At 60.3% G+C, this 26,606-nt stretch carries 26 protein-coding genes and 1 pseudogene; 22 read left to right on the top strand and 5 right to left on the bottom strand.

The features are described from left to right. Positions 1–2: 2 nt before the first annotated feature. From recF to dnaA, 3 genes and pseudogenes are all read right to left on the bottom strand, one after another. Positions 3–1,105 (bottom strand): annotated as a pseudogene (gene recF / locus QRN22_RS19815) (DNA replication/repair protein RecF). 141 nt (positions 1,106–1,246) lie between these two features. Then, a complete protein-coding gene (gene dnaN, locus QRN22_RS19810) occupies positions 1,247–2,350 on the bottom strand; it encodes a DNA polymerase III subunit beta (RefSeq protein WP_042556065.1) in 1,104 nt (367 codons plus the stop codon). A gap of 35 nt (positions 2,351–2,385) precedes the next feature. Continuing rightward, positions 2,386–3,867, bottom strand: a complete 1,482-nt coding sequence (gene dnaA, locus QRN22_RS19805; protein ID WP_042556079.1) for a chromosomal replication initiator protein DnaA — start codon at positions 3,865–3,867, stop codon at positions 2,386–2,388. A gap of 521 nt (positions 3,868–4,388) precedes the next feature. On the opposite strand from dnaA, the gene rpmH reads away from it, so the two are divergent. From rpmH to yczE, 22 genes are all read left to right on the top strand, one after another. After that, on the top strand, positions 4,389–4,523 hold the full coding sequence (gene rpmH / locus QRN22_RS19800) for a 50S ribosomal protein L34 (RefSeq protein WP_003213577.1): 135 nt from the start codon (positions 4,389–4,391) through the stop codon (positions 4,521–4,523). A 15-nt stretch (positions 4,524–4,538) separates the two neighbouring features. Then, positions 4,539–4,940, top strand: coding sequence for a ribonuclease P protein component (rnpA, locus tag QRN22_RS19795; RefSeq protein ID WP_042556080.1), 402 nt, complete (start codon positions 4,539–4,541; stop codon positions 4,938–4,940). Beyond that, positions 4,933–5,178, top strand: coding sequence for a membrane protein insertion efficiency factor YidD (gene yidD / locus QRN22_RS19790; protein WP_082045890.1), 246 nt, complete (start codon positions 4,933–4,935; stop codon positions 5,176–5,178). Before rnpA ends, yidD begins: the two co-directional genes overlap by 8 nt. A 2-nt stretch (positions 5,179–5,180) precedes the next feature. Then, positions 5,181–6,920, top strand: a complete 1,740-nt coding sequence (gene yidC, locus QRN22_RS19785) for a membrane protein insertase YidC (RefSeq protein ID WP_042556066.1) — start codon at positions 5,181–5,183, stop codon at positions 6,918–6,920. A gap of 73 nt (positions 6,921–6,993) precedes the next feature. Further along, positions 6,994–8,361, top strand: a complete 1,368-nt coding sequence (gene mnmE, locus QRN22_RS19780; protein WP_042556067.1) for a tRNA uridine-5-carboxymethylaminomethyl(34) synthesis GTPase MnmE — start codon at positions 6,994–6,996, stop codon at positions 8,359–8,361. Between the two features lie 812 nt (positions 8,362–9,173). Beyond that, positions 9,174–11,066 (top strand): tRNA uridine-5-carboxymethylaminomethyl(34) synthesis enzyme MnmG, encoded by a 1,893-nt coding sequence (mnmG, locus tag QRN22_RS19775; RefSeq protein ID WP_042556068.1) that lies wholly within the window; start codon positions 9,174–9,176, stop codon positions 11,064–11,066. Beyond that, the gene (gene rsmG / locus QRN22_RS19770; RefSeq protein WP_042556069.1) at positions 11,066–11,710 is read left to right on the top strand and encodes a 16S rRNA (guanine(527)-N(7))-methyltransferase RsmG; all 645 of its coding nucleotides are present in this window, start codon (positions 11,066–11,068) and stop codon (positions 11,708–11,710) included. Before mnmG ends, rsmG begins: the two co-directional genes overlap by 1 nt. Positions 11,711–11,723: 13 nt before the next feature. Beyond that, positions 11,724–12,512: a ParA family protein gene (locus tag QRN22_RS19765; RefSeq protein WP_042556070.1), complete on the top strand. Its 789-nt coding sequence runs from the start codon at positions 11,724–11,726 to the stop codon at positions 12,510–12,512. Between the two features lie 11 nt (positions 12,513–12,523). Continuing rightward, on the top strand, positions 12,524–13,396 hold the full coding sequence (locus tag QRN22_RS19760; RefSeq protein ID WP_042556071.1) for a ParB/RepB/Spo0J family partition protein: 873 nt from the start codon (positions 12,524–12,526) through the stop codon (positions 13,394–13,396). Positions 13,397–13,554: 158 nt separating this feature from the next. After that, on the top strand, positions 13,555–13,947 hold the full coding sequence (locus tag QRN22_RS19755) for a F0F1 ATP synthase subunit I (RefSeq protein WP_042556072.1): 393 nt from the start codon (positions 13,555–13,557) through the stop codon (positions 13,945–13,947). Positions 13,948–13,978: 31 nt separating this feature from the next. Then, on the top strand, positions 13,979–14,848 hold the full coding sequence (gene atpB / locus QRN22_RS19750) for a F0F1 ATP synthase subunit A (protein ID WP_042556073.1): 870 nt from the start codon (positions 13,979–13,981) through the stop codon (positions 14,846–14,848). Between the two features lie 163 nt (positions 14,849–15,011). Next, positions 15,012–15,269 carry a F0F1 ATP synthase subunit C gene (gene atpE / locus QRN22_RS19745; RefSeq protein ID WP_003097235.1) on the top strand — a complete coding sequence of 86 codons (258 nt, stop codon included), beginning with the start codon at positions 15,012–15,014 and terminating at the stop codon, positions 15,267–15,269. 57 nt (positions 15,270–15,326) lie between these two features. Next, entirely contained in the window at positions 15,327–15,797 is a 471-nt protein-coding gene (locus QRN22_RS19740; protein WP_042556074.1) for a F0F1 ATP synthase subunit B, read from the top strand. A gap of 14 nt (positions 15,798–15,811) precedes the next feature. After that, the gene (locus QRN22_RS19735; protein WP_042556075.1) at positions 15,812–16,348 is read left to right on the top strand and encodes a F0F1 ATP synthase subunit delta; all 537 of its coding nucleotides are present in this window, start codon (positions 15,812–15,814) and stop codon (positions 16,346–16,348) included. Positions 16,349–16,369: 21 nt separating this feature from the next. Further along, the gene (atpA, locus tag QRN22_RS19730; protein ID WP_042556076.1) at positions 16,370–17,914 is read left to right on the top strand and encodes a F0F1 ATP synthase subunit alpha; all 1,545 of its coding nucleotides are present in this window, start codon (positions 16,370–16,372) and stop codon (positions 17,912–17,914) included. 50 nt (positions 17,915–17,964) lie between these two features. After that, on the top strand, positions 17,965–18,825 hold the full coding sequence (gene atpG, locus QRN22_RS19725) for a F0F1 ATP synthase subunit gamma (protein WP_042556077.1): 861 nt from the start codon (positions 17,965–17,967) through the stop codon (positions 18,823–18,825). Positions 18,826–18,852: 27 nt separating this feature from the next. Further along, complete coding sequence (gene atpD, locus QRN22_RS19720) at positions 18,853–20,229, top strand: F0F1 ATP synthase subunit beta (protein ID WP_073263617.1); 1,377 nt, start codon at positions 18,853–18,855, stop codon at positions 20,227–20,229. A gap of 42 nt (positions 20,230–20,271) precedes the next feature. Next, positions 20,272–20,700 carry a F0F1 ATP synthase subunit epsilon gene (locus QRN22_RS19715; RefSeq protein ID WP_042554474.1) on the top strand — a complete coding sequence of 143 codons (429 nt, stop codon included), beginning with the start codon at positions 20,272–20,274 and terminating at the stop codon, positions 20,698–20,700. A 118-nt stretch (positions 20,701–20,818) separates the two neighbouring features. After that, positions 20,819–22,183, top strand: a complete 1,365-nt coding sequence (gene glmU, locus QRN22_RS19710) for a bifunctional UDP-N-acetylglucosamine diphosphorylase/glucosamine-1-phosphate N-acetyltransferase GlmU (protein WP_042554475.1) — start codon at positions 20,819–20,821, stop codon at positions 22,181–22,183. Between the two features lie 136 nt (positions 22,184–22,319). Next, positions 22,320–23,093, top strand: coding sequence for a DeoR/GlpR family DNA-binding transcription regulator (locus QRN22_RS19705; RefSeq protein ID WP_042554476.1), 774 nt, complete (start codon positions 22,320–22,322; stop codon positions 23,091–23,093). Between the two features lie 10 nt (positions 23,094–23,103). Next, positions 23,104–24,942, top strand: a complete 1,839-nt coding sequence (gene glmS / locus QRN22_RS19700; RefSeq protein ID WP_042554477.1) for a glutamine--fructose-6-phosphate transaminase (isomerizing) — start codon at positions 23,104–23,106, stop codon at positions 24,940–24,942. Next, positions 24,942–25,595 (top strand): membrane protein YczE, encoded by a 654-nt coding sequence (gene yczE / locus QRN22_RS19695; protein WP_042554478.1) that lies wholly within the window; start codon positions 24,942–24,944, stop codon positions 25,593–25,595. The genes glmS and yczE overlap by 1 nt, the downstream gene beginning before the upstream one ends. Positions 25,596–25,619: 24 nt before the next feature. Here yczE and map read toward each other — a convergent pair whose 3' ends face one another. After that, positions 25,620–26,387 (bottom strand): type I methionyl aminopeptidase, encoded by a 768-nt coding sequence (map, locus tag QRN22_RS19690; protein WP_042554479.1) that lies wholly within the window; start codon positions 26,385–26,387, stop codon positions 25,620–25,622. Next, positions 26,384–26,596, bottom strand: a complete 213-nt coding sequence (locus tag QRN22_RS19685; protein ID WP_042554480.1) for a ParD-like family protein — start codon at positions 26,594–26,596, stop codon at positions 26,384–26,386. The genes map and QRN22_RS19685 overlap by 4 nt, the downstream gene beginning before the upstream one ends. Positions 26,597–26,606 lie beyond the last annotated feature (10 nt).

Raw genomic sequence — 26,606 nt, 5'->3', positions numbered from 1 at the left:
CTTCACTCCCGGTGGTCGAGGTCTGGGTGATACGTCCATGTTCCACGTGGAACATGGAAACCGGCGTATCCGTTTGCCAGCCATCGCTCAACAATTCATGGTCTACACAGGTGATGAATACCTGGCAGTTCAAATCTTCCAATAAACGGCACAATGCGCGGCGGTGCTGTTCATCCAGTTCTGACGGCAAGTCATCCACCAGATAGATACATTGGCCGCGCTTGGCCTGATCAACCAAATGCCCTTGGGCAATCCGCAAGGCGCACACCACCAGCTTCTGCTGGCCGCGGGACAAGATGTCCGCTGCGTTGTGCGCACCAAGCCTCAACCTGAGGTCTGCTCGCTGCGGGCCGGATTGAGTATGCCCAATCTGCTGGTCACGCAACAAAGAAGACGTCAGCACTTCATTCAGGGGGCGGTCTTTGTCCCACCCCCGGTAGTAGCTCAGCGTAAGCCCTTGGAGCTCAACCAGCTCGCTCAGGGTACGCTCGAAGACAGGCTTCAGTTGCTGTATGTAGGATCGCCGATAACTGTCGATTTCATCGCTGGCCAGGCACAACTCGCGATCCCAGGCCGCTTGAGAAACGGCATCAAGTGTACCACGGCGAAGCCACGAGTTCCGCTGCTTGAGGGCCTTCTGCAGGCGTTGCCAGGCGGGGAGAAACCGAGGTTCCACGTGGAACACTCCCCAGTCGAGGAACTGCCGGCGAATTTTCGGAGAGCCTTCCAGTAAACGGAAGCTGTCCGGATTGATCAGTTGCAGGGGCAGGGTTTCGGCAAGTTGCGCAGCACTGCGCGCGTTCTGACCGTCGATGCGGATCTGGAACTCGCCCTGGCGATCGCGCGAAACGCCAAGATTGCTCTGCCGACCGTCCGCCAGACTTACTTGCCCGAACAGGGTGCAGACCTGTTGCTCGTACTGGATGACGGGCAAAAGGCGCGCACTGCGAAACGAACGCGCGAGTCCCAGCAGGTGAATACCTTCGAGAACGCTGGTTTTACCGCTGCCATTAGCGCCGTACAAAATATTGATGCGCGGGGAGGGAGCCAAGGTCGACGGCTCGAGGTTGCGCACTGCGGTCAGGTTAATACGGATCAGGGACATCAAGCGGACCGTGGAGGAGGGGAGCAAGCAATTGAGGGACCAGAAACGAAATCAGCTTTGGATGTAGCGGATCAGGATCTGATCCGAACATGCCAAAGCTGATTTCAATAACGCCTGGAGTGCCGCTAGCGGCCGCGACAATTACAGGCGCATCGGCATGACGACATAAGCCGAGTCATCGTTATCGGCTTCTTGCACCAGCGCACTGCTGTTGGAGTCGGACAGAATCAGACGAACCTGCTCGGTGGTCATTACACCCAGGACATCGAGCAGATAGCTGACGTTGAAACCGATCTCCAACGCACCACCGTTGTACTCGACGGCAATTTCTTCTTCGGCCTCTTCCTGCTCCGGGTTGTTGGCCTGAATTTTCAGAAGGCCGGCCGCCAGTTGCAGGCGAATGCCGCGGTACTTTTCGTTCGACAGAATCGCGGTGCGGCTGAAGGCTTCACGCAGGCCCTGGCGATCAGCGACGACCAGCTTGTCACCGCCACGCGGCAATACGCGCTCGTAATCCGGGAACTTGCCGTCTACCAGTTTGGAGGTGAAGGTGAATTCACCCGTGGTCGCGCGGATGTGGTGCTGGCCCAGGACGATGCTGACACTGCCATCCTGCTCGGTAAGCAGACGAGCCAGTTCCAGGATACCTTTGCGCGGCACGATCACCTGATGACGCTCGACCTGCTCGATGCTGGCTTCCATGGAACACATCGCCAGGCGATGGCCGTCGGTAGCGACAGCGCGCAGAACACCCGTCTGCACCTCGAGCAACATGCCGTTGAGGTAGTAACGTACGTCCTGCTGGGCCATGGCGAAGCTGGTACGTTCGATCAGGCGACGCAGCTTGCTCTGCACCAGATCGAAGGTCAGCGAACCTGGGCCTTCTTCAACGGTAGGAAAATCGTTCGCAGGCAGGGTGGACAGCGTGAAGCGACTGCGACCGGCCTTGACCAGCAGCTTCTGCTCGTCGACACGAATGTCGATCAGTGCATCAGACGGCAGGCTTTTGCAGATGTCCATCAGCTTACGCGCCGGCACGGTGATCTCACCCGGCTCGGCAGCATCTTCAAGCGCCACACGCCCGACCAGTTCGACCTCCAGGTCAGTGCCGGTCAGCGACAGCTGCTGGCCTTCGACGACCAGCAGAACGTTGGACAGAACCGGCAAGGTCTGGCGGCGTTCCACGACGCCGGCGACCAGTTGCAGGGGTTTCAACAGGGCTTCGCGTTGAATGGTGAAGTGCATGGTCTAGTCCCTTGCCTCGTGCATGGAATTGCGCATCACGTTGTCAGTGTACGCAGCAGGTTCTTGTAATCCTCGCGGATATCCGCGTCGGATCCTCTAAGTTCAGCAATCTTACGACAGGCGTGCAATACAGTGGTGTGATCGCGACCGCCGAAGGCCACACCTATTTCAGGCAGGCTGTGGTTGGTCAATTCCTTCGACAACGCCATGGCCACCTGACGCGGCCGCGCGATCGACCGCGAACGGCGTTTGGACAACAGATCGGTAATCTTGATCTTGTAGTACTCCGCCGTGGTGCGCTGGATGTTGTCGATACTGACCAGCTTGTCCTGAAGGGCCAGCAGATCCTTCAACGACTCGCGAATCAGCTCGATGGTGATATCGCGGCCCATGAAGTGCGAATGCGCGATCACACGCTTCAGCGCACCTTCAAGCTCACGTACGTTGGAACGAATACGCTGGGCGATGAAGAATGCGGCGTCGTGTGGCAGATCGACCCTGGCCTGGTCGGCCTTTTTCATCAGGATCGCTACCCGTGTTTCCAGCTCGGGTGGCTCGACCGCAACGGTCAGGCCCCAGCCGAAGCGCGACTTGAGGCGCTCTTCCAGGCCTTCGATTTCCTTCGGGTAACGGTCGCTGGTGAGGATCACCTGCTGGCCGCCTTCGAGCAAGGCATTGAAGGTATGGAAAAACTCTTCCTGCGAACGCTCCTTCTTGGCGAAGAACTGGATGTCATCGATGAGCAGCGCATCCACCGAGCGATAGAAGCGTTTGAACTCGTTGATGGCATTGAGCTGCAGGGCCTTGACCATGTCGGCCACGAAACGCTCGGAGTGCAGATACACCACCTTGGCATTCGGATTCTTGGCCAGCAGGTGGTTACCCACCGCATGCATCAAGTGAGTCTTGCCGAGGCCGACGCCACCATAAAGGAAGAGCGGGTTGTAACCGTGCTTGGGATTGTCCGCGACCTGCCAGGCAGCGGCACGAGCCAGCTGGTTCGACTTGCCTTCGACGAAGTTGTCGAAGGTGAATGTGCGGTTGAGGTAGCTGGTGTGCTTGAGGCCACCTTCTACTTGTACGTTACGCTCACCACGAGCCGGCGCGACACTGGACGCAGCACCCGCCATGGAATCGAAACTGGCCCGCGACGGCTCGGCTTGCACAGGCGGTTTGGGCGGCGGTGCGCTGACCTGCGGTGCAGGCGCGGACGGGCTGCTGTAGTTGGACACCGAGGGCGAGGGCGTCAGCACTGCACGAGGCGTGGAGCTGCGGCGGCTGCCTATCAACAGCGATATCGCCGGTACCAGGCCCGTGGCACGCTCACCGAGCAGCTCGAGCATACGGCCCATGTACTTTTCATTGACCCAGTCGAGCACGAAACGATTGGGTGCGTAGACACGCAGCTCGTCGCCTTCGGCTTCTACCTGTAGTGGACGGATCCAGGTGTTGAATTGCTGGGCAGGCAGTTCGTCGCGTAGGAGTTCTACGCACTGCTGCCAAAGTTCCACGGACACGGACATCCCCTGATCAAAAGCGCTGAGGCAAAAACAGCCGCTATTGTAGCCTCCACGGCCAGAGTTATCCACATAGGAAAGGTGATCAGTACATGACAAATCAAGGTGTTATCAAAAATACCGCACGTCGGCTGAACAACTTTGAACCCTGTGGATAACAGCCCATGAGGTCGGTGTGAAAGCAGGGGGAAAACCGAGTGGATAATCGGCCTGTGGGTAAACAGGCGTTTCCTCCCCAGCTTATGCCCGCTGATCCAACAGGCGCAGCACCGCTTTCTGACAGGGTTTCGGATTCTCGTAGCGCCCGAAAGCAGAGACGCCCAGCTACTTATCCACAGAAAGTGGATTGCCTAATTATAAAAAACATAACAAGCCTTTCTAAAAAGATTCTTTCCTTTATATTTCTCTATATGGAAAACACCTGGTTGGAAATTGACCTGGCCTGCGGCTTTCTCTAGAATCGCCGGTCTCTTAAAACGGGGACCATTCCGGTCCGTTGTCGACAACCAGGTAACCGCATCATGAAACGCACTTTCCAACCCAGCACCATCAAACGCGCTCGTACCCACGGTTTCCGTGCTCGCATGGCTACCAAGAACGGCCGTGCCGTCCTGTCGCGTCGTCGCGCCAAGGGCCGTGCTCGTCTCGCAGTCTGATTTTCCAGTCTTGTGGTGAGTCGAGGCTTCGGCCGGGAGAAGCGCCTGCTAACTCCCCGGCAATTCAAGGCAGTCTTCGACTCTCCCAGTGGCAAAGCGCCGGGCAAGAGTGTCCTGCTGCTTGCGCGCAACAATGAGCTTGATCATTCACGCCTAGGTCTGGTGATCGGCAAGAAGAGCGTCAAGCTCTCCGTTGAGCGCAACCGCCTGAAACGCCAGATCCGCGAATCGTTCCGCCTCAACCAGGACAACCTGGTGGGCTGGGACATCGTGGTGGTCGCGCGTAAAGGCCTTGGTGATCTGCAGAACGCCGAACTGGCTCAACAGTTCGGCAAGCTGTGGAAACGCCTCGCCCGCAGCAAGCCTGCCCAACAGGCCGATGCCCAGACCGGGGTGAACGACAATCCCCATGCGTAAACTGGTCCAAGCTCCAATCCGGTTTTACCAGTACGCCATCAGTCCATTGATGGCCAGTCATTGTCGTTTCTACCCCTCTTGTTCCTGCTACGCGCTTGAAGCCATCGAAACCCATGGCGTCCTGCGTGGTGGCTGGCTGACCGTTCGTCGTCTGGGACGCTGTCACCCCTGGCATCCCGGAGGCTACGATCCGGTGCCCCTCGCGAAACACTCCCGATCCTCTTCGATGGCCGAATAATCATGGATATCAAACGCTCGATCCTGATCGTCGCCCTGGCAGTCGTGTCCTACATGATGGTTCTCCAATGGAACCAGGACTACGGCCAGGCCGCTCTGCCGAATCAGACAGCTTCCACCGGCAAGGCCACCCCAGGCTTGCCGGAAACCGCCTCCGTTGCCAGCAATGACGATGTCCCGACGGCAAACGCCGAAGGCACCGATCCAAGCCCGGTGGAGGCCGTCGCTGTCAGCGATGAGCTGATCCAGGTTAAAACCGACGTTCTGGATCTGGCCATCGATCCACGCGGTGGTGATGTGGTGCGCCTGCAACTGCCCCACTACCCGCGTCGTCAGGACCGTCCCGATGTTCCGTTCCAGCTGTTCGACAATGGCAGCGAGCACCTGTACCTGGCGCAAAGCGGCCTGACCGGTGCAAACGGCCCTGACGCCCGCGCCAATGGTCGCCCGCTGTACAACAGCGAGCAGCGCGTCTATCAACTGGCTGATGGTCAGGACCAACTGGTCGTCGACCTGAGCTTCAGCGAAGCCGGCGTCAACTACATCAAGCGTTTCACCTTCAACCGTGGCCTCGATACCAGTTGCTCGGCCAAGGAAGTGGAGCAGAAGAAAGCTGGCTGCATCAGTGGCAATGGTTATCAGATCGGCGTGACCTACCTGATCAACAACCAGAGTGCCACACCGTGGACCGGTAACCTGTTCGCCCAGCTCAAGCGTGACAACAGCGGTGACCCGTCTTCCAGCACCGCCACCGGCACTGCCACCTATCTGGGTGCAGCGCTGTGGACCGCCGAGAAGCCGTACACCAAGGTGTCGATGAAAGACATCGACAAGCAAGGCCTCAAGGAAACCGTGCAGGGCGGCTGGGTTGCCTGGTTGCAGCACTATTTCGTGACCGCCTGGATTCCTTCGAAAGACGATACCAACTTGGTGCAGACCCGCAAGGACAGCCAGGGTAACTACATCATCGGCTACACCGGCCCGGCTCTGAACATCCCTGCCGGCGCCGAAGCCCAGGCCAGCACCACCCTGTATGCCGGTCCGAAGATCCAGAAGGATCTCGCGGCGCTGTCGCCGGGCCTGGACAAGACCGTCGACTACGGCATCCTGTGGTTCCTTGCCGAACCGATCTTCTGGTTGCTGGAACATATCCACAACCTGCTCGGCAACTGGGGCTTCTCGATCATCGTGCTGACGCTGATCATCAAGCTGGCCTTCTTCCCGCTGTCGGCCGCCAGCTACCGTTCCATGGCGCGCATGCGTGCCGTCTCGCCGCGCCTGCAGGCGCTGAAGGAACAGTTCGGTGACGATCGCCAGAAGATGTCCCAGGCGATGATGGAGCTATACAAGAAAGAGAAGATCAACCCGCTGGGCGGCTGCTTGCCGATCCTCGTGCAGATGCCGGTGTTCCTGGCCCTGTACTGGACCCTGCTGGAATCCGTCGAGATGCGTCAGGCACCGTGGATCCTGTGGATCACCGACCTGTCGATCAAGGACCCGTTCTTCATCCTGCCGATCATCATGGGCGCTACCATGTTCATCCAGCAGCAGTTGAACCCGACGCCGCCGGACCCCATGCAGGCTCGTGTGATGAAAATGATGCCGATCATTTTCACCTTCTTCTTCCTGTGGTTCCCGGCTGGTCTGGTGCTGTACTGGGTGGTCAACAACGTCCTGTCCATCGCCCAGCAGTGGTACATTACCCGCAAGATCGAAGCGCAGACCAAGGCTTCCGCAGCCTGATCTACTAAGCTTCGCCGGCTACACAGAACGCCCCCTCGTGGGGCGTTTTGCTATCCAGCGTTTGGAGAGTTTTATGTCCACATCCCGTGAAACCATCGCCGCCGTCGCCACTGCCCAGGGTCGTGGCGGTGTGGGCATCGTGCGAGTCTCCGGGCCCCGTGCACGGATGATCGCCATTACCCTGAGCGGTATCGAGCCGACACCACGGCATGCGCACTACGGTGCCTGGCATGACGATTCCGGCGAGGTGATCGACGAAGGCCTGCTGCTGTTCTTCCCCGGACCCAACTCCTTTACCGGGGAGGACGTGCTCGAGCTCCAGGGCCATGGCGGTCCCGTGGTTCTGGACATGCTGCTGCAACGCAGCATGGAACTGGGCGCACGCCAGGCCCGCCCTGGTGAGTTCAGCGAACGGGCATTCCTCAATGACAAGCTCGACCTGGCTCAGGCGGAAGCGATCGCCGACCTGATCGAAGCCAGTTCCGCCCAGGCGGCGCGCAATGCCGTGCGCTCGTTGCAAGGCGAATTCTCCCGTCGAGTGCATGAGCTGACTGAGCGACTGATCAGCCTGCGTATCTACGTCGAAGCCGCCATCGACTTCCCAGAAGAGGAAATCGACTTTCTGGCCGATGGCCACGTACTGAGCCTGCTCGAAGCTGTACGCACACAGTTATCCACAGTGTTGCGTGAGGCGGGCCAGGGCGCATTGTTGCGCGATGGCATGAACGTGGTGATCGCCGGCCGGCCGAATGCCGGAAAATCCAGCCTGCTCAATGCGCTGGCCGGGCGCGAAGCCGCCATCGTCACCGACATCGCCGGTACCACCCGGGATGTGCTGCGCGAACATATCCACATCGATGGCATGCCACTGCATGTGGTGGATACCGCAGGGCTGCGCGATACCGACGATCAGGTCGAGCGCATTGGCGTGGAGCGTGCGCTGAAGGCAATCGGCGAAGCGGACCGCGTGCTGCTGGTGGTCGATTCCACTGCACCCGAGGCCAATGATCCCTTCGCGCTGTGGCCGGAGTTTCTCGAGCGGCGCCCGGACCCTGCTCGTGTCACCCTGATCCGCAACAAGGCAGACCTTTCCGCCGAACCTGTCGGCCTGCAACTCAGCGACGATGGCCATGCCACGCTGGTGCTATCGGCCAAATCCAGCGAAGGCCTGGACCTGCTGCGTGAACACCTGAAAGCCTGCATGGGCTTCCAGCAGACCGCTGAAAGCGGCTTCAGCGCGCGCCGCCGCCACCTCGATGCCTTGCACCGGGCACAGAGCCACCTCGACCACGGCCACGCCCAACTGACGCTCGCAGGCGCCGGGGAACTGCTCGCCGAGGACCTGCGGCAGGCTCAGCAGGCGCTCGGTGAGATCACCGGTGCCTTCAGCTCGGACGATCTGCTGGGGCGCATCTTTTCGAGCTTCTGCATCGGTAAATGAACATGTCGGGGCTCTGTAGCTTCGCGCAAAGCCCTGCTTGCTCTCCCGCCTGCTGACCGATCTGCACTTATCCCCAGGGGCCACAGGCGTTCCGCACGCCCTGTCGGCCGACCGCCGCGGTGAATGGCAGTCCTGCCAAATTTTGCAGCATCACGCCATCTCATCGCCCACAAGGGGGTTCCTACAGGTTGCGGCTTGCTCCATTCAGCCAGCCATCTCCCTCATACAAAAGCCTCTCCCTTCTCTGCAATTTCTCTCACTTGCAGGTCCCGCATTCTGACCAGGACCTGCCATCCGCACCCTGTCTCGTAGCTCATTACCTACCTATCGAGGATTTCAACAGCCCAAATAAACCCTGTGGAAAACCGCCACTGAGCTATGCCCATAACCCGGTGACAAAGCTAGGGATAACCCACCCTGTGCATAAGTACCCGTTTTACACACAGGCTGATAACCGCTACCTAACACCCGCAGCCCAGGTTAATCCCGCTTTCATACATCGATGTACATCACGTGGTTAAAGGCCTGTAGCAATGTATCCACAGAAATGCCAGCCACCATTTATAAACATAAAAACAAGCCTTTTAAAAAAATCATTCTTTTTTCTTTTATTTACCTCCAGACCATCTGACCTGCAGGAGCGATGAGCGGACAAGGTGAAGCGCATCGGGACATCGGATGATTTCCCTGACACCCGATTGGCTATTTTTTGTGCAAAAGGCTTCTTTCAACCTGCCTAAGTCCCTATACTTGCCGCCCTTTCTCGCTTTCAAACCAAAAAGCTCCCTTACTCAACAGGCACGAGGTGCGTGGTGGATTTCCCTTCCCGTTTTCAGGTGATCGTCATCGGCGGCGGCCATGCCGGTACCGAGGCTGCGCTTGCAGCGGCGCGCATGGGTGTAAAAACCCTTCTGCTGACCCACAACGTGGAAACCCTCGGGCAGATGAGCTGCAACCCGGCCATCGGCGGGATCGGCAAAAGCCATCTGGTCAAGGAAATCGACGCCCTGGGTGGCGCCATGGCGATCGCCACCGACAAGGGTGGCATCCAGTTCCGCGTACTCAACAGCCGCAAGGGCCCGGCAGTACGTGCGACCCGTGCTCAGGCTGACCGTATCCTGTACAAGGCAGCGGTACGCGAGATCCTGGAAAACCAGCCCAACCTGTGGATCTTCCAGCAGGCTGCCGACGACCTGATCGTCGAGCAGGACGAAGTCAAGGGCGTGGTCACTCAGATGGGCCTGCGTTTCTTCGCCGATTCCGTGGTGCTGACCACCGGGACCTTTCTCGGTGGACTTATCCACATCGGCCTGCAGAACTATTCCGGCGGCCGCGCCGGTGATCCGCCCTCGAATGCCCTCGCCAAACGCATGCGTGAACTGCCGCTGCGCGTCGGTCGCCTGAAAACCGGTACGCCACCACGCATCGATGGTCGCTCGGTGGATTTCTCGGCGATGACCGAGCAGCCAGGCGATACGCCGATTCCGGTGATGTCGTTCATGGGCAGCAAGGAACAGCATCCTCGCCAGGTGAGCTGCTGGATCACCCACACCAATGCGCGTACCCACGAAATCATCGCTGCCAACCTCGACCGTTCGCCGATGTATTCCGGGGTCATCGAGGGTGTCGGGCCGCGTTACTGCCCGTCCATCGAGGACAAGATCCATCGCTTCGCCGACAAGGACAGTCACCAGGTGTTCATCGAGCCGGAAGGCCTGACCACCCATGAGCTGTACCCCAACGGAATCTCCACCTCGCTGCCGTTCGACGTGCAATTGCAGATCGTGCAAAGCATCCGCGGGATGGAGAATGCCCACATCGTGCGTCCGGGCTACGCCATCGAGTACGACTACTTCGACCCGCGCGACCTGAAGTACAGCCTGGAGACCAAGGTCATCGGCGGGCTGTTCTTCGCCGGTCAGATCAACGGCACCACCGGCTACGAAGAAGCCGGTGCACAGGGCCTGCTGGCCGGTGCCAACGCCGCGTTGCGTGCCCAGGGCAAGGACAGCTGGTGCCCGCGTCGCGATGAGGCCTACATCGGCGTGCTGGTCGACGACCTGATCACCCTGGGTACCCAGGAGCCTTACCGCATGTTCACCTCGCGGGCCGAGTACCGGCTGATCCTGCGCGAAGACAACGCCGATCTGCGCCTGACCGAAAAAGGTCGCGAGCTCGGCCTGGTCGACGACGATCGTTGGGCAGCCTTCGAGGCCAAGCGTGAAGGTATCGTCCGTGAAGAGCAGCGCCTGAAAAGTACCTGGGTGCGCCCGAACACGCCTCAGGGCGATGCGCTCGTCGAGCGTTTCGGCACGCCGCTGACCCACGAGTACAACCTGCTCAACCTGTTGGCGCGCCCGGAGATCGACTACGCCGGCCTGGTCCAGGTGACCGGTGAAGGCGCCGAGGATCCGCAGGTCGCCGAGCAGGTCGAGATCAAGACCAAGTACGCGGGTTACATCGAGCGTCAGCAGGACGAGATCGCTCGCTTGCGCGCCAGTGAAGAAACCGCGCTGCCTGTGGATATCGATTACGCGACGATTTCCGGTCTGTCCAAGGAGATCCAGCACAAGCTCGGCAATGCCCGACCACAGACCCTGGGCCAGGCATCGCGAATTCCGGGTGTCACCCCGGCCGCGATCTCCCTGTTGCTGATTCATCTGAAGAAACGTGGCGCCGCTCGCCAGATGGAGCAGACCGCCTGATGTCCGTGACCTCTCGCCACGCCGAAGAATTGCAACAAGGCGCCCTCGAGCTGGGTGTCACCCTGTCCGAGCAGCAACACCAGCAATTGCTCGCCTACCTGGCCCTGCTGATCAAGTGGAACAAGGCCTACAACCTGACCGCCGTACGCGACCCCGACGAGATGGTCTCGCGTCATCTGCTCGACAGCCTCAGCGTGGTGCCCTTCGTCGCGGAGGCTGGGGATAACTGGCTGGATGTCGGCAGTGGCGGCGGCATGCCGGGTATTCCGCTGGCTATCCTGTTTCCGGAGCGGCGCTTCACACTGCTCGATTCCAACGGCAAGAAAACCCGCTTCCTGACCCAGGTGAAACTCGAGCTGAAGCTGGCCAACCTGGAAGTTATCCACAGTCGTGTGGAAGGCTTCACGCCTGAGCGGCCGTTCGGCGGTATCTGTTCACGTGCTTTCAGCTCACTGGAAGATTTTTCCACCTGGACGCGCCACCTTGGCGATACCCAGACCCAGTGGCTGGCAATGAAAGGCGTGCATCCGGACGATGAGTTGCAGGCACTGCCAGCGGACTTCCGTCTCACTGCAACCCACGTGCTCAAGGTTCCCGGTTGCCAAGGTCAGCGCCATCTGTTGATACTGCGTCGCTCGGTTTAGGGGGAACGGCAACATGGCTAAAGTATTCGCAATCGCCAACCAGAAAGGCGGGGTGGGCAAGACCACGACCTGCATCAACCTGGCGGCTTCCCTGGTTGCGACCAAACGCCGTGTGCTGCTCATCGACCTCGACCCGCAGGGCAACGCCACCACTGGCAGCGGTGTGGACAAACAGGCGCTGGAGCACTCGATCTACGACGTACTGGTCGGCGAGTGCAATCTGGTCGAGGCCATGCAGTTTTCCGAGCATGGTGGCTACCAGCTGCTGCCCGCCAACCGCGACCTGACCGCCGCGGAAGTGTCCCTGCTGGAAATGAAGATGAAGGAAAGCCGCCTGCGTTATGCGCTGGCGCCGATCCGCGAAAATTACGATTACATCCTCATCGACTGCCCACCGGCGCTGTCCATGCTGACGGTCAACGCCCTGGTCGCCGCCGATGGAGTGATCATCCCCATGCAGTGCGAGTACTACGCACTCGAGGGGCTGAGCGATCTGGTCAACAGCATCCAGCGCATCGGCAAGCTGCTCAATCCGTCGCTGAAGATCGAAGGCCTGTTGCGCACCATGTACGACCCGCGCATCAGCCTGACCAACGATGTATCGGCGCAGCTCAAGGAACATTTCCCCGAGACGCTCTATCAAACCGTGATCCCGCGTAACGTGCGACTGGCCGAAGCGCCGAGCTTCGGCATGCCGGCGCTGGTCTACGACAAGCAATCCCGTGGTGCGATCGCCTATCTGGCGCTGGCTGGCGAACTGGTTCGCCGGCAGCGCGCGAACGCCCACACCGCAACCGTATAAGGAATCTGTGCATGGCCGCCAAGAAACGTGGGCTGGGACGAGGCCTGGACGCCCTGTTGGGGGGCACCAGCGTCGACGCCCTTGAGGAAGAAGCGGTCAAGGCCGATACCAGTGAGTTGCAGCACCTGCCTCTGGATCTGATCCAGCGCGGCAAGTACCAGCCGCGCCGCGACATGGACGCCACCGCCCTCGAAGAACTGGCCCACTCGATCAAGACCCACGGCGTGATGCAGCCCATCGTGGTGCGTCCGGTCGGTGACGGCCGTTACGAAATCGTCGCGGGTGAACGTCGCTGGCGGGCCACTCAGCAGGCCGGCCTGGACCGCATCCCGGCGCTGGTCCGCGAACTGCCGGACGAAGCCGCCATCGCCATGGCGCTGATCGAGAACATCCAGCGTGAAGACCTCAACCCGATCGAAGAAGCCATGGCCCTGCAGCGCTTGCAGCACGAGTTCCAGCTGACGCAGCAACAGGTCGCCGAAGCCGTCGGCAAGTCGCGGGTGACCATCACCAACCTGCTGCGCTTGATCGCTCTGCCCGAAGAGGTGAAAACCCTGCTTTCCCACGGTGACCTGGAAATGGGTCACGCTCGCGCCCTGCTGGGCCTGCCTGCCGAACAGCAGACCGAAGGAGCGCGACACGTTGTCGCACGGGGCCTGACCGTCCGTCAGACCGAGGCGCTGGTGCGGCAATGGCTGAACACCCAGGAGAAGCCCGTAGCCGCCACCAAGACCGATCCGGATATCAGTCGGCTCGAACAGCGCCTGGCTGAGCGCCTGGGCTCTCCAGTGCAGATCAAGCACGGTCAGAAGGGTAAAGGCCAACTGGTCATTCGCTACAATTCCCTCGATGAGCTCCAGGGCGTCCTAGCCCACATCCGCTGAAACAATTGCCCGCGCAGCACTAGTGCGAAAAGACTTTCGGGCAGTTGAACGGGGTGGGAACCACCCCTATACTCTGCGCGCATTTCGACGGCACAAAATGTGCCAAGTTATTGATTAGCTTGGTAACGAAGTCTGAGTACGATTTACCGGGAAAAATGATGGATATACGCACGCCAAAACGCCTGCCATTCCATCGACTGCCGGTGTTTCCTGTTCTGGTAGCTCAACTGATCGTGGCATTGGTTCTTGCCGCTGCCTGCTGGCACTGGCGGGGCTCGATCGGCGGATATTCAGGCTTGTGTGGCGGGCTGATTGCCTTGCTGCCGAATGTGTACTTCGCCCACAAGGCATTCCGGTTTTCCGGAGCGCGGGCAGCCCAGGCCATCGTTCGGTCGTTCTACGCCGGCGAAGCTGGGAAACTGGTTCTGACAGCGGTGCTTTTTGCGCTGGTGTTTGCAGGTGTGAAGCCTTTGGATGCGCTGGCGTTGTTCGGCGTGTTCCTGCTGACCCAATTGGTCAACTGGTTCGCACCCTTGCTGATGAAGAGATAACTTTTAAAGCCTTAGAGCGTTTGAGGGATTTATGGCAGCTGCAGAAACCGCTTCGGGTTATATCCAGCATCACTTGCAGAACCTGACCTATGGTCAGCATCCGGTGAATGGCTGGGGTTTCGCCCACTCCGCTGAAGAAGCCAAAGAAATGGGCTTCTGGGCATTCCACCTCGACACCCTGGGTATCTCCGTGGTGCTGGGCCTGATCTTCATTCTGCTGTTCAAGGCTGCCGCAAGCCGCGCAACCTCGGGCCAGCCTGGCGGTCTGCAGAACTTCGTCGAAGTGCTGGTCGAGTTCGTCGACGGCAGCGTCAAGGACACCTTCCACGGTCGTAACGCACTGATCGCCCCGTTGGCCCTGACCATCTTCGTCTGGATCTTCCTGATGAACCTGATGGACTTGGTGCCGGTGGACTGGATTCCAGTCGCTGCTGCCAAGATCGCCGGCGACGAGCACCTGTTCTTCCGCGCCGTTCCGACCACTGACCCGAACGCGACCCTGGGCATGGCCCTGTCGGTGTTCGCGCTGATCATTTTCTACAGCATCAAGGTCAAGGGCATCGGCGGCTTCCTCGGCGAACTGACCCTGCACCCGTTCAGCGCCAAGAACATCTTCGTGAAAATCCTGCTGATCCCGGTCAACCTCCTGCTGGAGTTCGTGACCCTGATCGCCAAGCCGATTTCCCTGGCGCTGCGTCTGTTCGGCAACCTGTATGCCGGCGAGCTGATCTTCATCCTCATCGCGGTCATGTTCGGCGGCGGCATTCTGTTGGCAGCACTGGCAGGCGTACTGCAGTGGGCCTGGGCAGTGTTCCACCTGATCATCATCACGCTGCAGGCATTCATCTTCATGATGCTGACCATCGTCTACCTGTCGATGGCGCACGAAGACAGCCATTGATGGCGTGACGCGCATCCACTGCCCTGGCGGGATGCGCGGCGTTTTCGATGGATTCCAGTTTCGGCTGGATCGCCCGCAAGGGCACTGGAAGCAACGATTTTGCTTTACCGCTTTACCCTTAGAAAAACCTTAACCAATACGACGTAAAAAGTCGGGAGGAAAGATGGAAACTGTAGTTGGTCTGACCGCGATCGCTGTTGCTCTGCTGATTGGCCTGGGCGCTCTGGGTACCGCCATCGGCTTCGGCCTGCTGGGCGGCAAGTTCCTGGAAGGCGCTGCGCGTCAGCCGGAAATGGTCCCAATGCTGCAAGTGAAAATGTTCATCGTCGCCGGCCTGCTCGACGCCGTGACCATGATCGGTGTTGGTATCGCACTGTTCTTCACCTTCGCGAACCCCTTCGTTGGTCAAATCGCTGGCTAATCACTCGAATTTTCGAGCTGATTGGTGTGATGGACAACGAACGAGCGAGGTGTTGGCGTGAACATTAATGCAACCCTGATTGGCCAGTCCGTTGCCTTCTTTATCTTCGTGCTGTTCTGCATGAAGTTCGTGTGGCCTCCGGTCATTGCGGCTTTGCAAGAACGTCAGAAGAAGATTGCAGAAGGTCTGGATGCAGCCAGTCGTGCGGCTCGTGATCTGGAGTTGGCCCAAGAGAAAGCGGGTCAACAACTGCGCGAAGCCAAGACACAGGCTGCTGAGATCATTGAGCAAGCCAAGAAACGCGGTACCCAAATCGTCGATGAAGCCCGTGAACAGGCTCGTGTCGAGGCGGATCGCGTGAAGGCACAGGCTCAGGCCGAGATCGAACAGGAAATCAACAGCATCAAAGACGTGCTGCGTGCCCAAGTGGGTGCTCTGGCCGTTGGCGGTGCCGAGAAGATCCTGGGCGCATCTATCGACCAAAACGCGCATGCGGAGCTGGTTTCCAAACTGGCCGCCGAAATTTAAGCGAGGGCGCGATCATGGCAGAACTGACCACGTTGGCCCGACCTTACGCCAAGGCGGCCTTCGAATACGCCCAGGCTCACCAGCAGCTGGCCTCTTGGTCAGCCATGCTCGGCCTGGCAGCGGCGGTGTCGCAAGACGCCACCCTGCAGCGCGTGTTCAAGGCCCCGCGTTTGACGAGTACAGACAAGGCCACCACCTTCGTCGAGGTGTGTGGTGACAAGTTCGACGCCCAGGTACGCAATTTCATCCACGTTGTCGCAGAGAACGATCGTCTGGCCCTGTTGCCGGAAATCTACTCGCTGTTCGAGCTCTACAAGGCCGAACAGGAGAAGTCGATCGACGTGGATGTCACCAGTGCCTTCGCATTGAGCGATGAACAGCAAGACAAACTCGCCAAGGTTCTCAGTGCACGGCTCGGCCGGGAAGTGCGCCTGCATGCTGCGGAGGATGCCGCCTTGATTGGTGGTGTCGTAATCCGCGCCGGCGACCTGGTTATCGATGGCTCAGTTCGCGGCAAAATCGCGAAGCTGGCCGAAGCATTGAAATCTTGAGTTTGAAGGGGCAGCAGAGCTATGCAGCAACTCAATCCTTCCGAAATTAGTGAAATCATCAAGGGACGTATCGAGAAACTCGACGTCTCTTCCCAAGCCCGTAACGAAGGCACTGTCGTCAGCGTGTCTGACGGTATCGTGCGCATTCACGGTCTCGCCGACGTCATGTACGGCGAAATGATCGAGTTCCCGGGCAGCGTCTACGGTATGGCACTGAACCTGGAGCAAGACTCCGTAGGTGCCGTAATCCTGGGTGCGTACACCACCCTGGCCGAAGGCATGAGCGCCAAGTGCACGGGCCGCATCCTGGAAGTTCCGGTTGGTCCGGAACTGCTGGGCCGCGTTGTCGACGCACTGGGCAACCCGATCGATGGCAAAGGCCCGGTCAATGCTCAAGCCACCGACGCCGTCGAGAAAGTCGCACCTGGCGTGATCTGGCGTAAGTCGGTCGACCAGCCGGTGCAGACCGGTTACAAGTCGGTCGATGCCATGATCCCGGTAGGCCGTGGCCAGCGTGAGCTGATCATCGGTGACCGTCAGATCGGCAAGACTGCTCTGGCCGTCGACGCCATCATCAACCAGAAGAACAGCGGCATATTCTGTGTCTACGTAGCCATCGGTCAGAAGCAATCGACCATAGCCAACGTGGTTCGCAAACTCGAAGAGTCCGGTGCTCTGGCCAACACCATCGTGGTGGCTGCCTCGGCTTCCGAATCCGCTGCGCTGCAGTTCCTGGCTCCTTACGCCGGCTGCACCATGGGCGAATACTTCCGTGACCGCGGTGAAGATGCCCTGATCGTGTACGACGACCTCTCCAAGCAGGCCGTCGCTTACCGTCAGATCTCCCTGCTGCTGCGCCGTCCGCCAGGCCGTGAAGCCTACCCGGGCGACGTGTTCTATCTCCACAGCCGTCTGCTGGAGCGTGCATCGCGCGTTTCCGAAGAGTACGTCGAGAAGTTCACCAATGGCGCCGTGACTGGCAAGACCGGCTCCCTGACCGCTCTGCCGATCATCGAAACCCAGGCTGGCGACGTTTCCGCGTTCGTTCCGACCAACGTGATTTCCATCACCGACGGTCAGATCTTCCTGGAATCGGCCATGTTCAACTCGGGTATCCGTCCGGCCGTCAACGCCGGTATCTCGGTATCCCGTGTGGGTGGTGCTGCGCAGACCAAGATCATCAAGAAGCTCTCCGGTGGTATCCGTACCGCTCTGGCTCAGTACCGTGAACTGGCGGCATTCGCCCAGTTCGCTTCTGACCTGGACGAAGCCACCCGCAAGCAGCTTGAGCACGGCCAGCGCGTTACCGAGCTGATGAAGCAGAAGCAATACGCTCCGATGTCCATCGCGGACATGGCGCTGTCGCTGTATGCCGCAGAGCGTGGTTTCCTGACCGACATCGAAGTCGCCAAGATCATCAGCTTCGAGCAGGCTCTGATCGCCTTCTTCAACCGTGATTACGCCGCTCTGATGGCGAAGATCAACGAGAAGGGTGACTTCAATGACGACATCGATGGCCAGCTGAAAGCCGGTATCGAGAAGTTCAAAGCCACCCAAACCTGGTAAGCCGCAGCGGGCGCCCAACGGCGCCCGCCTGCTAACCCGATAGGTGTGAAATGGCAGGCGCAAAAGAGATTCGCAGCAAGATTGCGAGCATCAAAAGCACGCAGAAGATCACCAGCGCCATGGAAAAGGTGGCGGTCAGCAAGATGCGCAAGGCACAACAGCGCATGGCAGCTAGCCGTCCCTACGCGGAGCGTATCCGCCAGGTAATTGGTCATTTGGCCAACGCCAACCCGGAATACCGTCATCCCTTCATGATCGAACGCGAAGTAAAGCGCGTCGGTTACGTGGTGGTGAGTTCGGACCGTGGTCTGTGCGGTGGCTTGAATACCAACCTGTTCAAGGCCCTGGTTAAGGACATGTCGGCAAACCGCGAGCGCGGCGTGGAGATCGATCTCTGCGTGGTTGGCAGCAAGGGCGCGGCATTCTTCCGCAACTTTGGTGGCAACGTCGTAGCTGCGATCAGCCACCTCGGCGAAGAGCCGTCGATCAATGATCTGATCGGCAGCGTCAAGGTGATGCTCGATGCTTACCTGGAAGGGCGCATCGACCGTTTGTCCGTGGTTTCCAACAAGTTCATCAATACCATGACCCAGAAGCCGACCGTGGAGCAGTTGATTCCACTGGTGGCCGATCCGGATCAGGAACTGAAGCACCACTGGGACTACCTGTACGAACCCGACGCCAAGCAACTGCTTGACGGGCTGATGGTGCGCTACGTGGAGTCGCAGGTGTATCAGGCAGTGGTCGAGAACAACGCAGCCGAACAGGCCGCGCGGATGATTGCGATGAAGAATGCCACCGACAACGCTGGCGACATCATCAAAGACCTGCAGTTGGTTTACAACAAGGCACGTCAGGCAGCGATCACCCAGGAAATTTCGGAAATCGTCGGCGGCGCTGCCGCGGTTTAACGGTTCAAATATTCAGAGGAACCAAAGATGAGTAGCGGACGTATCGTTCAAATCATCGGCGCCGTCATCGACGTGGAATTCCCGCGTGACAAGGTGCCGAGTGTTTATGAAGCGCTGAAAGTAGTCGGCGCCGAAACCACTCTGGAAGTTCAGCAGCAGCTGGGCGACGGCGTGGTGCGTACCATTGCGATGGGTTCGACCGAAGGCCTGAAACGTGGCCTGGACGTCGACAGCACTGGCGCAGGCATCCAGGTACCGGTCGGGGTGAAAACCCTGGGCCGTATCATGGACGTACTGGGCAACCCGATCGACGAAGCTGGCCCGATTGGCGAAGAAGAGCGTTGGGGCATTCACCGTCCTGCGCCGACCTACGCCGAGCAAGCTGGCTCCAACGAGCTGCTGGAAACCGGCATCAAGGTCATCGACCTGGTCTGCCCGTTCGCCAAGGGCGGTAAAGTCGGTCTGTTCGGTGGTGCCGGTGTCGGCAAGACCGTGAACATGATGGAACTGATCCGTAACATCGCCATCGAGCACAGCGGTTATTCCGTGTTCGCCGGTGTGGGTGAGCGTACTCGTGAGGGTAACGACTTCTACCACGAGATGAAGGACTCCAACGTTCTCGACAAGGTAGCCCTGGTCTACGGTCAGATGAACGAGCCACCAGGCAACCGTCTGCGCGTAGCACTGACCGGCCTGACCATGGCCGAGAAGTTCCGTGACGAAGGCCGTGATGTTCTGTTCTTCGTGGACAACATCTACCGCTACACCCTGGCCGGTACCGAAGTATCCGCACTGCTCGGCCGTATGCCGTCTGCAGTAGGTTATCAGCCGACCCTGGCTGAAGAGATGGGTGTTCTGCAAGAGCGCATCACGTCGACCAAGACCGGTTCGATCACCTCGATCCAGGCCGTATACGTCCCTGCGGACGACTTGACCGACCCGAGCCCGGCGACCACCTTCGCCCACTTGGACGCCACCGTCGTACTGTCCCGTGACATCGCTTCCTTGGGTATCTACCCAGCGGTCGATCCACTCGACTCGACTTCGCGCCAGCTGGACCCGAACGTGATCGGCCAGGAGCACTACGACACCGCTCGCGGCGTTCAGTACGTGCTGCAGCGCTACAAAGAGCTGAAGGACATCATCGCGATCCTCGGCATGGACGAACTGTCGGAAGAAGACAAGCAGCTGGTATCCCGTGCTCGTAAGATCCAGCGCTTCCTGTCCCAGCCGTTCTTCGTGGCCGAAGTCTTCACCGGTTCGCCAGGCAAGTACGTTTCCCTGAAGGACACCATCGCTGGTTTCAGCGGCATCCTCAAAGGTGAGTACGATCACCTGCCGGAGCAGGCGTTCTACATGGTCGGCGGCATCGAAGAAGCCATCGAGAAAGCGAAAAAACTGTAATCACCCGTGCGCCCGGCAACGGGCGCTTACGTGAGGCTAGATATGGCTATGACAGTCCATTGCGACATCGTCAGCGCAGAAGGCGAGATCTTCTCCGGTCTGGTCGAAATGGTGATCGCCCACGGCAACCTGGGTGATCTGGGGATTTCCCCGGGCCACGCACCGCTGATCACCGACCTCAAGCCGGGCCCGATTCGTCTGGTCAAGCAGGGTGGCGAAACCGAGGTGTTCTACATCTCCGGTGGCTTCCTCGAAGTGCAGCCGAGCATGGTCAAGGTACTTGCCGATACCGTGCAACGTGCTGCCGACCTGGACGAAGCCTCTGCTCAGGAAGCCGTCAAGGCTGCCGAGAAAGCGCTGAGCGAGCAGGGTGCCGAGTTCGACTACGGTTCTGCCGCTACGCGTCTGGCCGAGGCCGCAGCCCAGCTGCGCACCGTCCAGCAACTGCGCAAGAAGTTCGGCGGTAGCTGATACCTGCGGGCTTCATCGTTGCTTGGTAAAAGGGTAGCCTTGGCTACCCTTTTGCTTTTCTATCGTTTTTGTTTCGCAGCCGACCCGTGCGGCTGCGATTGCCAAGGAACCGCTCGCCATGTCCCTCGATATCGTCATCCTCGCCGCCGGCCAAGGCACCCGCATGCGCTCCGCTCTGCCCAAGGTCCTGCACCCGGTGGCCCACAAGCCCATGCTCGCCCACGTCGTCGACACCGCCCGCAGCCTGCAGCCACAGAGCATTCAGGTGGTGATCGGGCATGGCGCCGAGAAGGTGCGTGAGCGGCTGGCAGCGGACGACCTGAATTTCGTCATCCAGGCCGAGCAGCTCGGTACCGGCCACGCCGTGGCTCAGGCGCTGCCGCAGCTCAGTGCCGATACCGTATTGATCCTCTACGGTGACGTGCCGCTGATCGAGACCGCGACCCTGCAGCGCCTGCTGGCTCTGGTCAATGACGACCAGCTTGGCCTGCTCACCGTCGAGCTCGCCGATCCGACCGGCTACGGCCGCATCGTGCGCGACGATCAGGGCGTGGTGCAGGCCATCGTCGAGCACAAGGATGCCAGCGCAGCGCAGCGGCAGATCCGTGAAGGCAATACCGGCATTCTCGCGGTGCCGGGCAAGCGCCTGGCCGACTGGCTGGGGCGGCTGTCGAACAGCAATGCCCAGGGCGAGTACTACCTGACCGACGTGATCGCCATGGCAGTGGCCGACGGCCTGGTGGTAGCCACCGAAAGGGCCGCCGACGAGATGGAAGTGCTCGGTGCCAACGACCGCATCCAGCTCTCGCAGCTGGAGTGTCATTACCAGCAGCGCATCGCCCGCCGCCTGATGGCGCAGGGCGTCACCCTGCGTGACCCGCATCGTTTCGATGTGCGCGGCGATGTCACCGTGGGCCGCGATGTGACCATCGACATCAACGTGATCCTCGAAGGCCGGGTAGTCATCGAAGACGACGTGCAGATCGGCCCCAACTGCGTGATCAAGGACAGCACCCTGCGCAAGGGCGCCATCGTCAAGGCCAACAGCCATCTGGAAGGTGCCGAAGTGGGTGAAGGTGCCGATTGCGGCCCGTTCGCCCGTCTGCGCCCGGGCAGCGTGCTGGGTGCCAAGGCCCATGTGGGTAACTTCGTGGAACTGAAGAATGCCGTGCTGGGGGAGGGCGTGAAGGCGGGTCACCTGACGTATCTGGGTGACACGGTCATTGGTGCGCGCACCAACATTGGCGCTGGCACCATCACCGTCAACTATGACGGCGCCAACAAGCATCAGACGGTGATCGGAGAGGATGTATTCATCGGCTCCAACAACGCGCTGATTGCACCTGTGGATATCGGCGATGGCTCCAACACCGCCGCTGGCTCGACCATTACCAACGACGTGCCACCCAAGAACCTGGCCGTGGCCCGTGGCCGCCAGCGCAATATCGAAGGCTGGCAGCGCCCGACCAAAAAGCAGAAGTAAGCTCCTTCTGTGGATAACTTGATCTTCCGGCTGCAGTCCGGGACGAGTCAGCTTATCCACAGGGCTTGAGCGTCTTGACAGAGAAGCTTCGTTAGGTTTTGATTCGCTCCATTATCTTTCGAATCGAAACTTAAGCATGTCGAAGCGCAACACACCGCAGCGCCGCCACACCATTCTCACCTTGCTCGCCGAGCAGGGTGAGGTGAGCGTGGATGCCTTGGCCAAGCGTTTCGCGACGTCCGAAGTGACCATCCGCAAGGACCTCGCCGCTCTGGAAACCAACGGCCTGCTGCTACGCCGCTATGGCGGTGCCGTGCCGTTGCCCCAGGAACTGATCGTCGAGAGCAGTCAGCCGGTTTCCCGCTACAAGCAGGCCATCGCCCGTGCCGGCGTGGCGCGGATTCGCGAGCATGCGCGGATCATCATCGACAGCGGTACCACCACGGCGGCGATGATTCCCGAACTGGGCCACAAGCCCGGCCTGGTGGTCATGACCAATTCACTGAGCGTGGCCAACGCCCTGAGCGACATCGAGCACGAGCCGGTGCTGTTGATGACCGGCGGAACCTGGGATCCGCACTCGGACTCCTTCCAGGGGCAGGTCGCCGAGCAGGTGCTGCGCTCCTATGATTTCGACCAGTTGTTCATCGGTGCCGACGGCATCGATCTGCAGCGCGGTACCACCACCTTCAACGAACTGCTGGGTCTTTCACGGGTGATGGCCGAGGTGGCCCGTGAAGTGATCGTGATGGTCGAGAGCGACAAGATCGGCCGCCGCATCCCCAACCTCGAGCTGCCCTGGAGCAGCGTGCACACCCTGATTACCGACGAGCGTCTCGCTGATGAGGCGCGTGAACAACTCTCGGCCCGCGGGATCCAGTTGATCTGCGCGGTAGCTGACGCTTCCTGAGGAGAACGCTATGTGTGGCATCGTAGGCGCCATCGCCGAACGTAACATCACCGCTGTGCTGGTCGAGGGCCTCAAGCGCCTCGAGTACCGTGGCTACGACAGCGCCGGTGTGGCACTGGTCGATGATCTGGGCGCCTTGCAGCGTCGTCGTCGCGTTGGCAAGGTCAGCGAACTGGAAAGCGCGCTGAGCAGCGAGCCGCTGCCGGGCCGTCTGGGTATCGCCCACACCCGCTGGGCTACCCACGGTGTGCCGACCGAGCACAATGCCCACCCGCATTTCTCCGGTGATCAGCTGGCCGTCGTGCACAACGGCATCATCGAAAACCACGGTCCGCTGCGCGAGCGCCTCCAAGGCCTGGGTTATACCTTCAGCTCCGATACCGATACCGAAGTCATCGTGCACCTGCTCGATCACACCCTGAAAACGCAGAGCGACCTCGCTGACGCCCTGAAGGCGGTGGTCAAGCAGCTCCAGGGTGCTTACGGTCTGGCCGTGATCAGCGCCGCTCGCCCTGATCGTCTGCTCGCTGCGCGCAGTGGCAGCCCGCTGGTCGTTGGCCTGGGCCTGGGTGAGAATTTCCTCGCCTCCGACCAGCTCGCCCTGCGTCAGGTCACCGATCGCTTCATGTATCTCGAAGAAGGCGACATCGCCGAGATCCAGCGCGACAGCGTGCAGATCTGGGACACCAACGGCACTGTCGTGCAGCGTGAGGTGGTGCAGTACCACGAAGGCGCCGATGCGGCCGACAAGGGCGCGTTCCGCCACTTCATGCTCAAGGAAATCCACGAACAGCCCACCGTCGTGCAGCGTACGCTGGAAGGCCGTCTGGGCAGCGATCATGTACTGGTGCAGGCTTTCGGCCCTCAGGCTGCCGAACTGTTCGCCAAGGTGCGCAACGTGCAGATCGTCGCCTGCGGCACCAGCTACCATGCCGGCATGGTCGCCCGTTACTGGCTCGAAGGGCTGGCGGGCATTCCCTGCCAGGTCGAAGTGGCCAGCGAGTTCCGTTATCGCCGCGTGGCGGTGCAGCCGGACACCCTGTTCGTCAGCATCTCCCAGTCCGGCGAGACGGCCGACACCCTGGCCGCCCTGCGCAACGCCAAGGCCGATGGCGGCTACCTGGCCAGCCTGGCCATCTGCAACGTCGGCATCAGCTCGCTGGTGCGTGAATCCGACCTGACCCTGCTGACCCACGCCGGCCCCGAGATCGGCGTCGCCTCGACCAAGGCCTTCACCACTCAACTGGTCGGCCTGATGCTGCTGACCCTGGCCGTCGGCCAGGTCAAGGGCTCCCTGCAAGCCGGTGTGGCTGCCGAACTCGTCGAAGAGCTGCGTCGCCTGCCGGCCCGCCTGGACGAAGCGCTGGCCATGGACAAGATCGTCGAGAAGGTCTCCGAGCTGTTCGCCGAGAAGCACCACACCCTGTTCCTGGGGCGCGGCGCTCAGTACCCGGTGGCGATGGAGGGCGCGCTCAAACTCAAGGAGATCTCCTACATCCACGCCGAAGCCTACCCGGCCGGTGAGCTGAAACATGGCCCCCTGGCCCTGGTGGATGCTGACATGCCGGTGGTCACCGTCGCACCGAACAACGAGCTGCTCGACAAGCTCAAGTCCAACCTGCAGGTGGTACGCGCCCGTGGCGGCGAGCTGCTGGTGTTCGCCGACGAGCAGGCCGGCATGAGCAATGGCGAGGGCACCCACGTGGTGAACATGCCGCACATCCACGACGCCCTGGCGCCGATCCTCTACACCCTGCCGCTGCAGTTGCTGTCCTACCACGTGGCCGTGCTGCGCGGCACCGACGTCGACCAGCCGCGTAACTTGGCCAAAAGCGTAACGGTGGAGTAATGGGCAACAGAGCTACGCTCGCCCAGCTTGGCCCAATCGAGCAGTTGCGCGCAGGCAAGCTGATGCGCCGCCTCGTGCAACTGATGGTCGGCCTGACCTTCTTCGGAATTTCCATGGCGCTGATGATTCGCGGCAATCTCGGCCTGTCGCCATGGGATTCGCTGCATGTCGGCCTGGCCAAACTGCTGCCTGTCAGTTTTGGCTGGATCGTGGTTGGTGTTTCGTTCCTGGTGCTGCTGTTGTGGATCCCACTGCGGGAGATACCTGGCATCGGTACCATTGCCAACGCAGTGGTCATTGGCGTTGTGGCTGACATCAGCTTGCGATTACTGGCTGCACCGGACGCGTTCGTCTGGCGCCTGCTGTTCACCATTGGCGGGGTACTGCTGTGCGGGCTGGGTTCGGCCCTTTACATCGGTGCCCAGCTCGGTCGTGGCCCGCGGGACGGGCTGATGACCGGGCTCAACCGGGTCACCGGCTACTCGCTGCGTTCCATGCGCACCGCCATAGAATTGAGCGTGCTCCTGGTTGGGTTCCTGCTCGCCGGTTCGACTGTCCTGGGCGTAGGCACCCTGTTGTTCGCGTTGGGCATCGGGCCGCTGACACAGTTGATGCTGCCCTGGGTGATGATCACGCTCGAGACGGCTGGATAACAACAGCAGGGCTGTGCTCGAGCGTCAGTGTTGCGGCGTCTCGTCTGGCCTTAGCGTGAGCACCTGTACACCATCTCTAGTGACCGCCACCGTGTGTTCGAACTGCGCCGACAGGGCGCCGTCGCGGGTCACCACCGTCCAGCCGTCACGCAGGGTGCGTACGCCAGGCTGGCCCTGATTGATCATCGGCTCGATGGTAAAGGTCATTCCTTCGCGCAGCGTCAGGCCAGTCTTCGCCTTGCCCCAGTGCAGCACTTCCGGTGCCTCATGCATTTCCTTGCCAATACCGTGGCCGCAATATTCGCGAACCACCGAGTAGCCGTGGGCCCGGGCGTGCTTTTCTATGGCGTGACCGATATCGCCCAGGCGGCCGCCGGGGCGCACGGCTCCGATGCCTTTCCACATCGCCTCATAGGTCACTGCGGCGAGTTGCCGGGCCTGTGGAGAAACCTCGCCAATCAGGTAGGTCTTGCTGGAGTCGGCGATGTAGCCGTTCTTCTCCAGGGTGATGTCGAAGTTCACCAGGTCACCGCTTTGCAGAATCTCGCCGGCGCTGGGCACGCCGTGGCACACCACCTCGTTGCGGGAGGCATTCAGCGCATAGGCATAACCGTACTGCCCCTTGCTGGCAGGGCGGGCCTGGAGCTGCTGGACGATAAAGTTATCCACAAGGTCGTTGACCTGCAGGGTCGACATGCCCTGCAGGCTGAGCCCATCGAGATGGCTGAATACCGATGCCAGCAGCCTGCCGGATTCCGCCATCAGGGCGATCTCTTCCGGCTTCTTGATCATACCGCTGCCTCTAAACGGCGCGGGGGGACTACACCGGCAGCGCGCATTTCCTCGGCGATCACCTCGTTGAAGCTCAGGTTCGGGTTCATCTCGCACAGCATGCCGATGCGGATCCAGAAGCTGGCCTGGGCGTTGATCGAGCGACACGACACGCTGCTGGCCTTGCGAATCTGGTCGTGCAGTTCATCTTCGATATTGACGATGCCCATGGTGGCTCCT

This window comes from Pseudomonas sp. MEJ086 (assembly GCF_030209025.1).
In the GTDB taxonomy this organism is placed as follows: domain Bacteria; phylum Pseudomonadota; class Gammaproteobacteria; order Pseudomonadales; family Pseudomonadaceae; genus Aquipseudomonas; species Aquipseudomonas fulva_A.
This window is presented reverse-complemented; position numbering and strand designations above follow the sequence as displayed.

What these genes read in the sequence shown, in the direction of transcription:
- QRN22_RS19755 (WP_042556072.1), top strand. Translation starts at nt 13,555, where the DNA reads ATGGATATACGCACGCCAAAACGCCTGCCATTCCATCGACTGCCGGTG.
- glmU (WP_042554475.1), top strand. Translation starts at nt 20,819, where the DNA reads ATGTCCCTCGATATCGTCATCCTCGCCGCCGGCCAAGGCACCCGCATG.
- yczE (WP_042554478.1), top strand. Translation starts at nt 24,942, where the DNA reads ATGGGCAACAGAGCTACGCTCGCCCAGCTTGGCCCAATCGAGCAGTTG.
- atpE (WP_003097235.1), top strand. Translation starts at nt 15,012, where the DNA reads ATGGAAACTGTAGTTGGTCTGACCGCGATCGCTGTTGCTCTGCTGATT.
- rpmH (WP_003213577.1), top strand. Translation starts at nt 4,389, where the DNA reads ATGAAACGCACTTTCCAACCCAGCACCATCAAACGCGCTCGTACCCAC.
- QRN22_RS19715 (WP_042554474.1), top strand. Translation starts at nt 20,272, where the DNA reads ATGGCTATGACAGTCCATTGCGACATCGTCAGCGCAGAAGGCGAGATC.
- atpB (WP_042556073.1), top strand. Translation starts at nt 13,979, where the DNA reads ATGGCAGCTGCAGAAACCGCTTCGGGTTATATCCAGCATCACTTGCAG.
- yidC (WP_042556066.1), top strand. Translation starts at nt 5,181, where the DNA reads ATGGATATCAAACGCTCGATCCTGATCGTCGCCCTGGCAGTCGTGTCC.
- QRN22_RS19735 (WP_042556075.1), top strand. Translation starts at nt 15,812, where the DNA reads ATGGCAGAACTGACCACGTTGGCCCGACCTTACGCCAAGGCGGCCTTC.
- atpG (WP_042556077.1), top strand. Translation starts at nt 17,965, where the DNA reads ATGGCAGGCGCAAAAGAGATTCGCAGCAAGATTGCGAGCATCAAAAGC.
- yidD (WP_082045890.1), top strand. Translation starts at nt 4,933, where the DNA reads ATGCGTAAACTGGTCCAAGCTCCAATCCGGTTTTACCAGTACGCCATC.
- QRN22_RS19685 (WP_042554480.1), bottom strand. Translation starts at nt 26,596, where the DNA reads ATGGGCATCGTCAATATCGAAGATGAACTGCACGACCAGATTCGCAAG.
- glmS (WP_042554477.1), top strand. Translation starts at nt 23,104, where the DNA reads ATGTGTGGCATCGTAGGCGCCATCGCCGAACGTAACATCACCGCTGTG.
- map (WP_042554479.1), bottom strand. Translation starts at nt 26,387, where the DNA reads ATGATCAAGAAGCCGGAAGAGATCGCCCTGATGGCGGAATCCGGCAGG.
- atpA (WP_042556076.1), top strand. Translation starts at nt 16,370, where the DNA reads ATGCAGCAACTCAATCCTTCCGAAATTAGTGAAATCATCAAGGGACGT.
- dnaN (WP_042556065.1), bottom strand. Translation starts at nt 2,350, where the DNA reads ATGCACTTCACCATTCAACGCGAAGCCCTGTTGAAACCCCTGCAACTG.
- rsmG (WP_042556069.1), top strand. Translation starts at nt 11,066, where the DNA reads ATGTCCGTGACCTCTCGCCACGCCGAAGAATTGCAACAAGGCGCCCTC.
- QRN22_RS19705 (WP_042554476.1), top strand. Translation starts at nt 22,320, where the DNA reads ATGTCGAAGCGCAACACACCGCAGCGCCGCCACACCATTCTCACCTTG.
- QRN22_RS19765 (WP_042556070.1), top strand. Translation starts at nt 11,724, where the DNA reads ATGGCTAAAGTATTCGCAATCGCCAACCAGAAAGGCGGGGTGGGCAAG.
- atpD (WP_073263617.1), top strand. Translation starts at nt 18,853, where the DNA reads ATGAGTAGCGGACGTATCGTTCAAATCATCGGCGCCGTCATCGACGTG.
- mnmE (WP_042556067.1), top strand. Translation starts at nt 6,994, where the DNA reads ATGTCCACATCCCGTGAAACCATCGCCGCCGTCGCCACTGCCCAGGGT.
- QRN22_RS19760 (WP_042556071.1), top strand. Translation starts at nt 12,524, where the DNA reads ATGGCCGCCAAGAAACGTGGGCTGGGACGAGGCCTGGACGCCCTGTTG.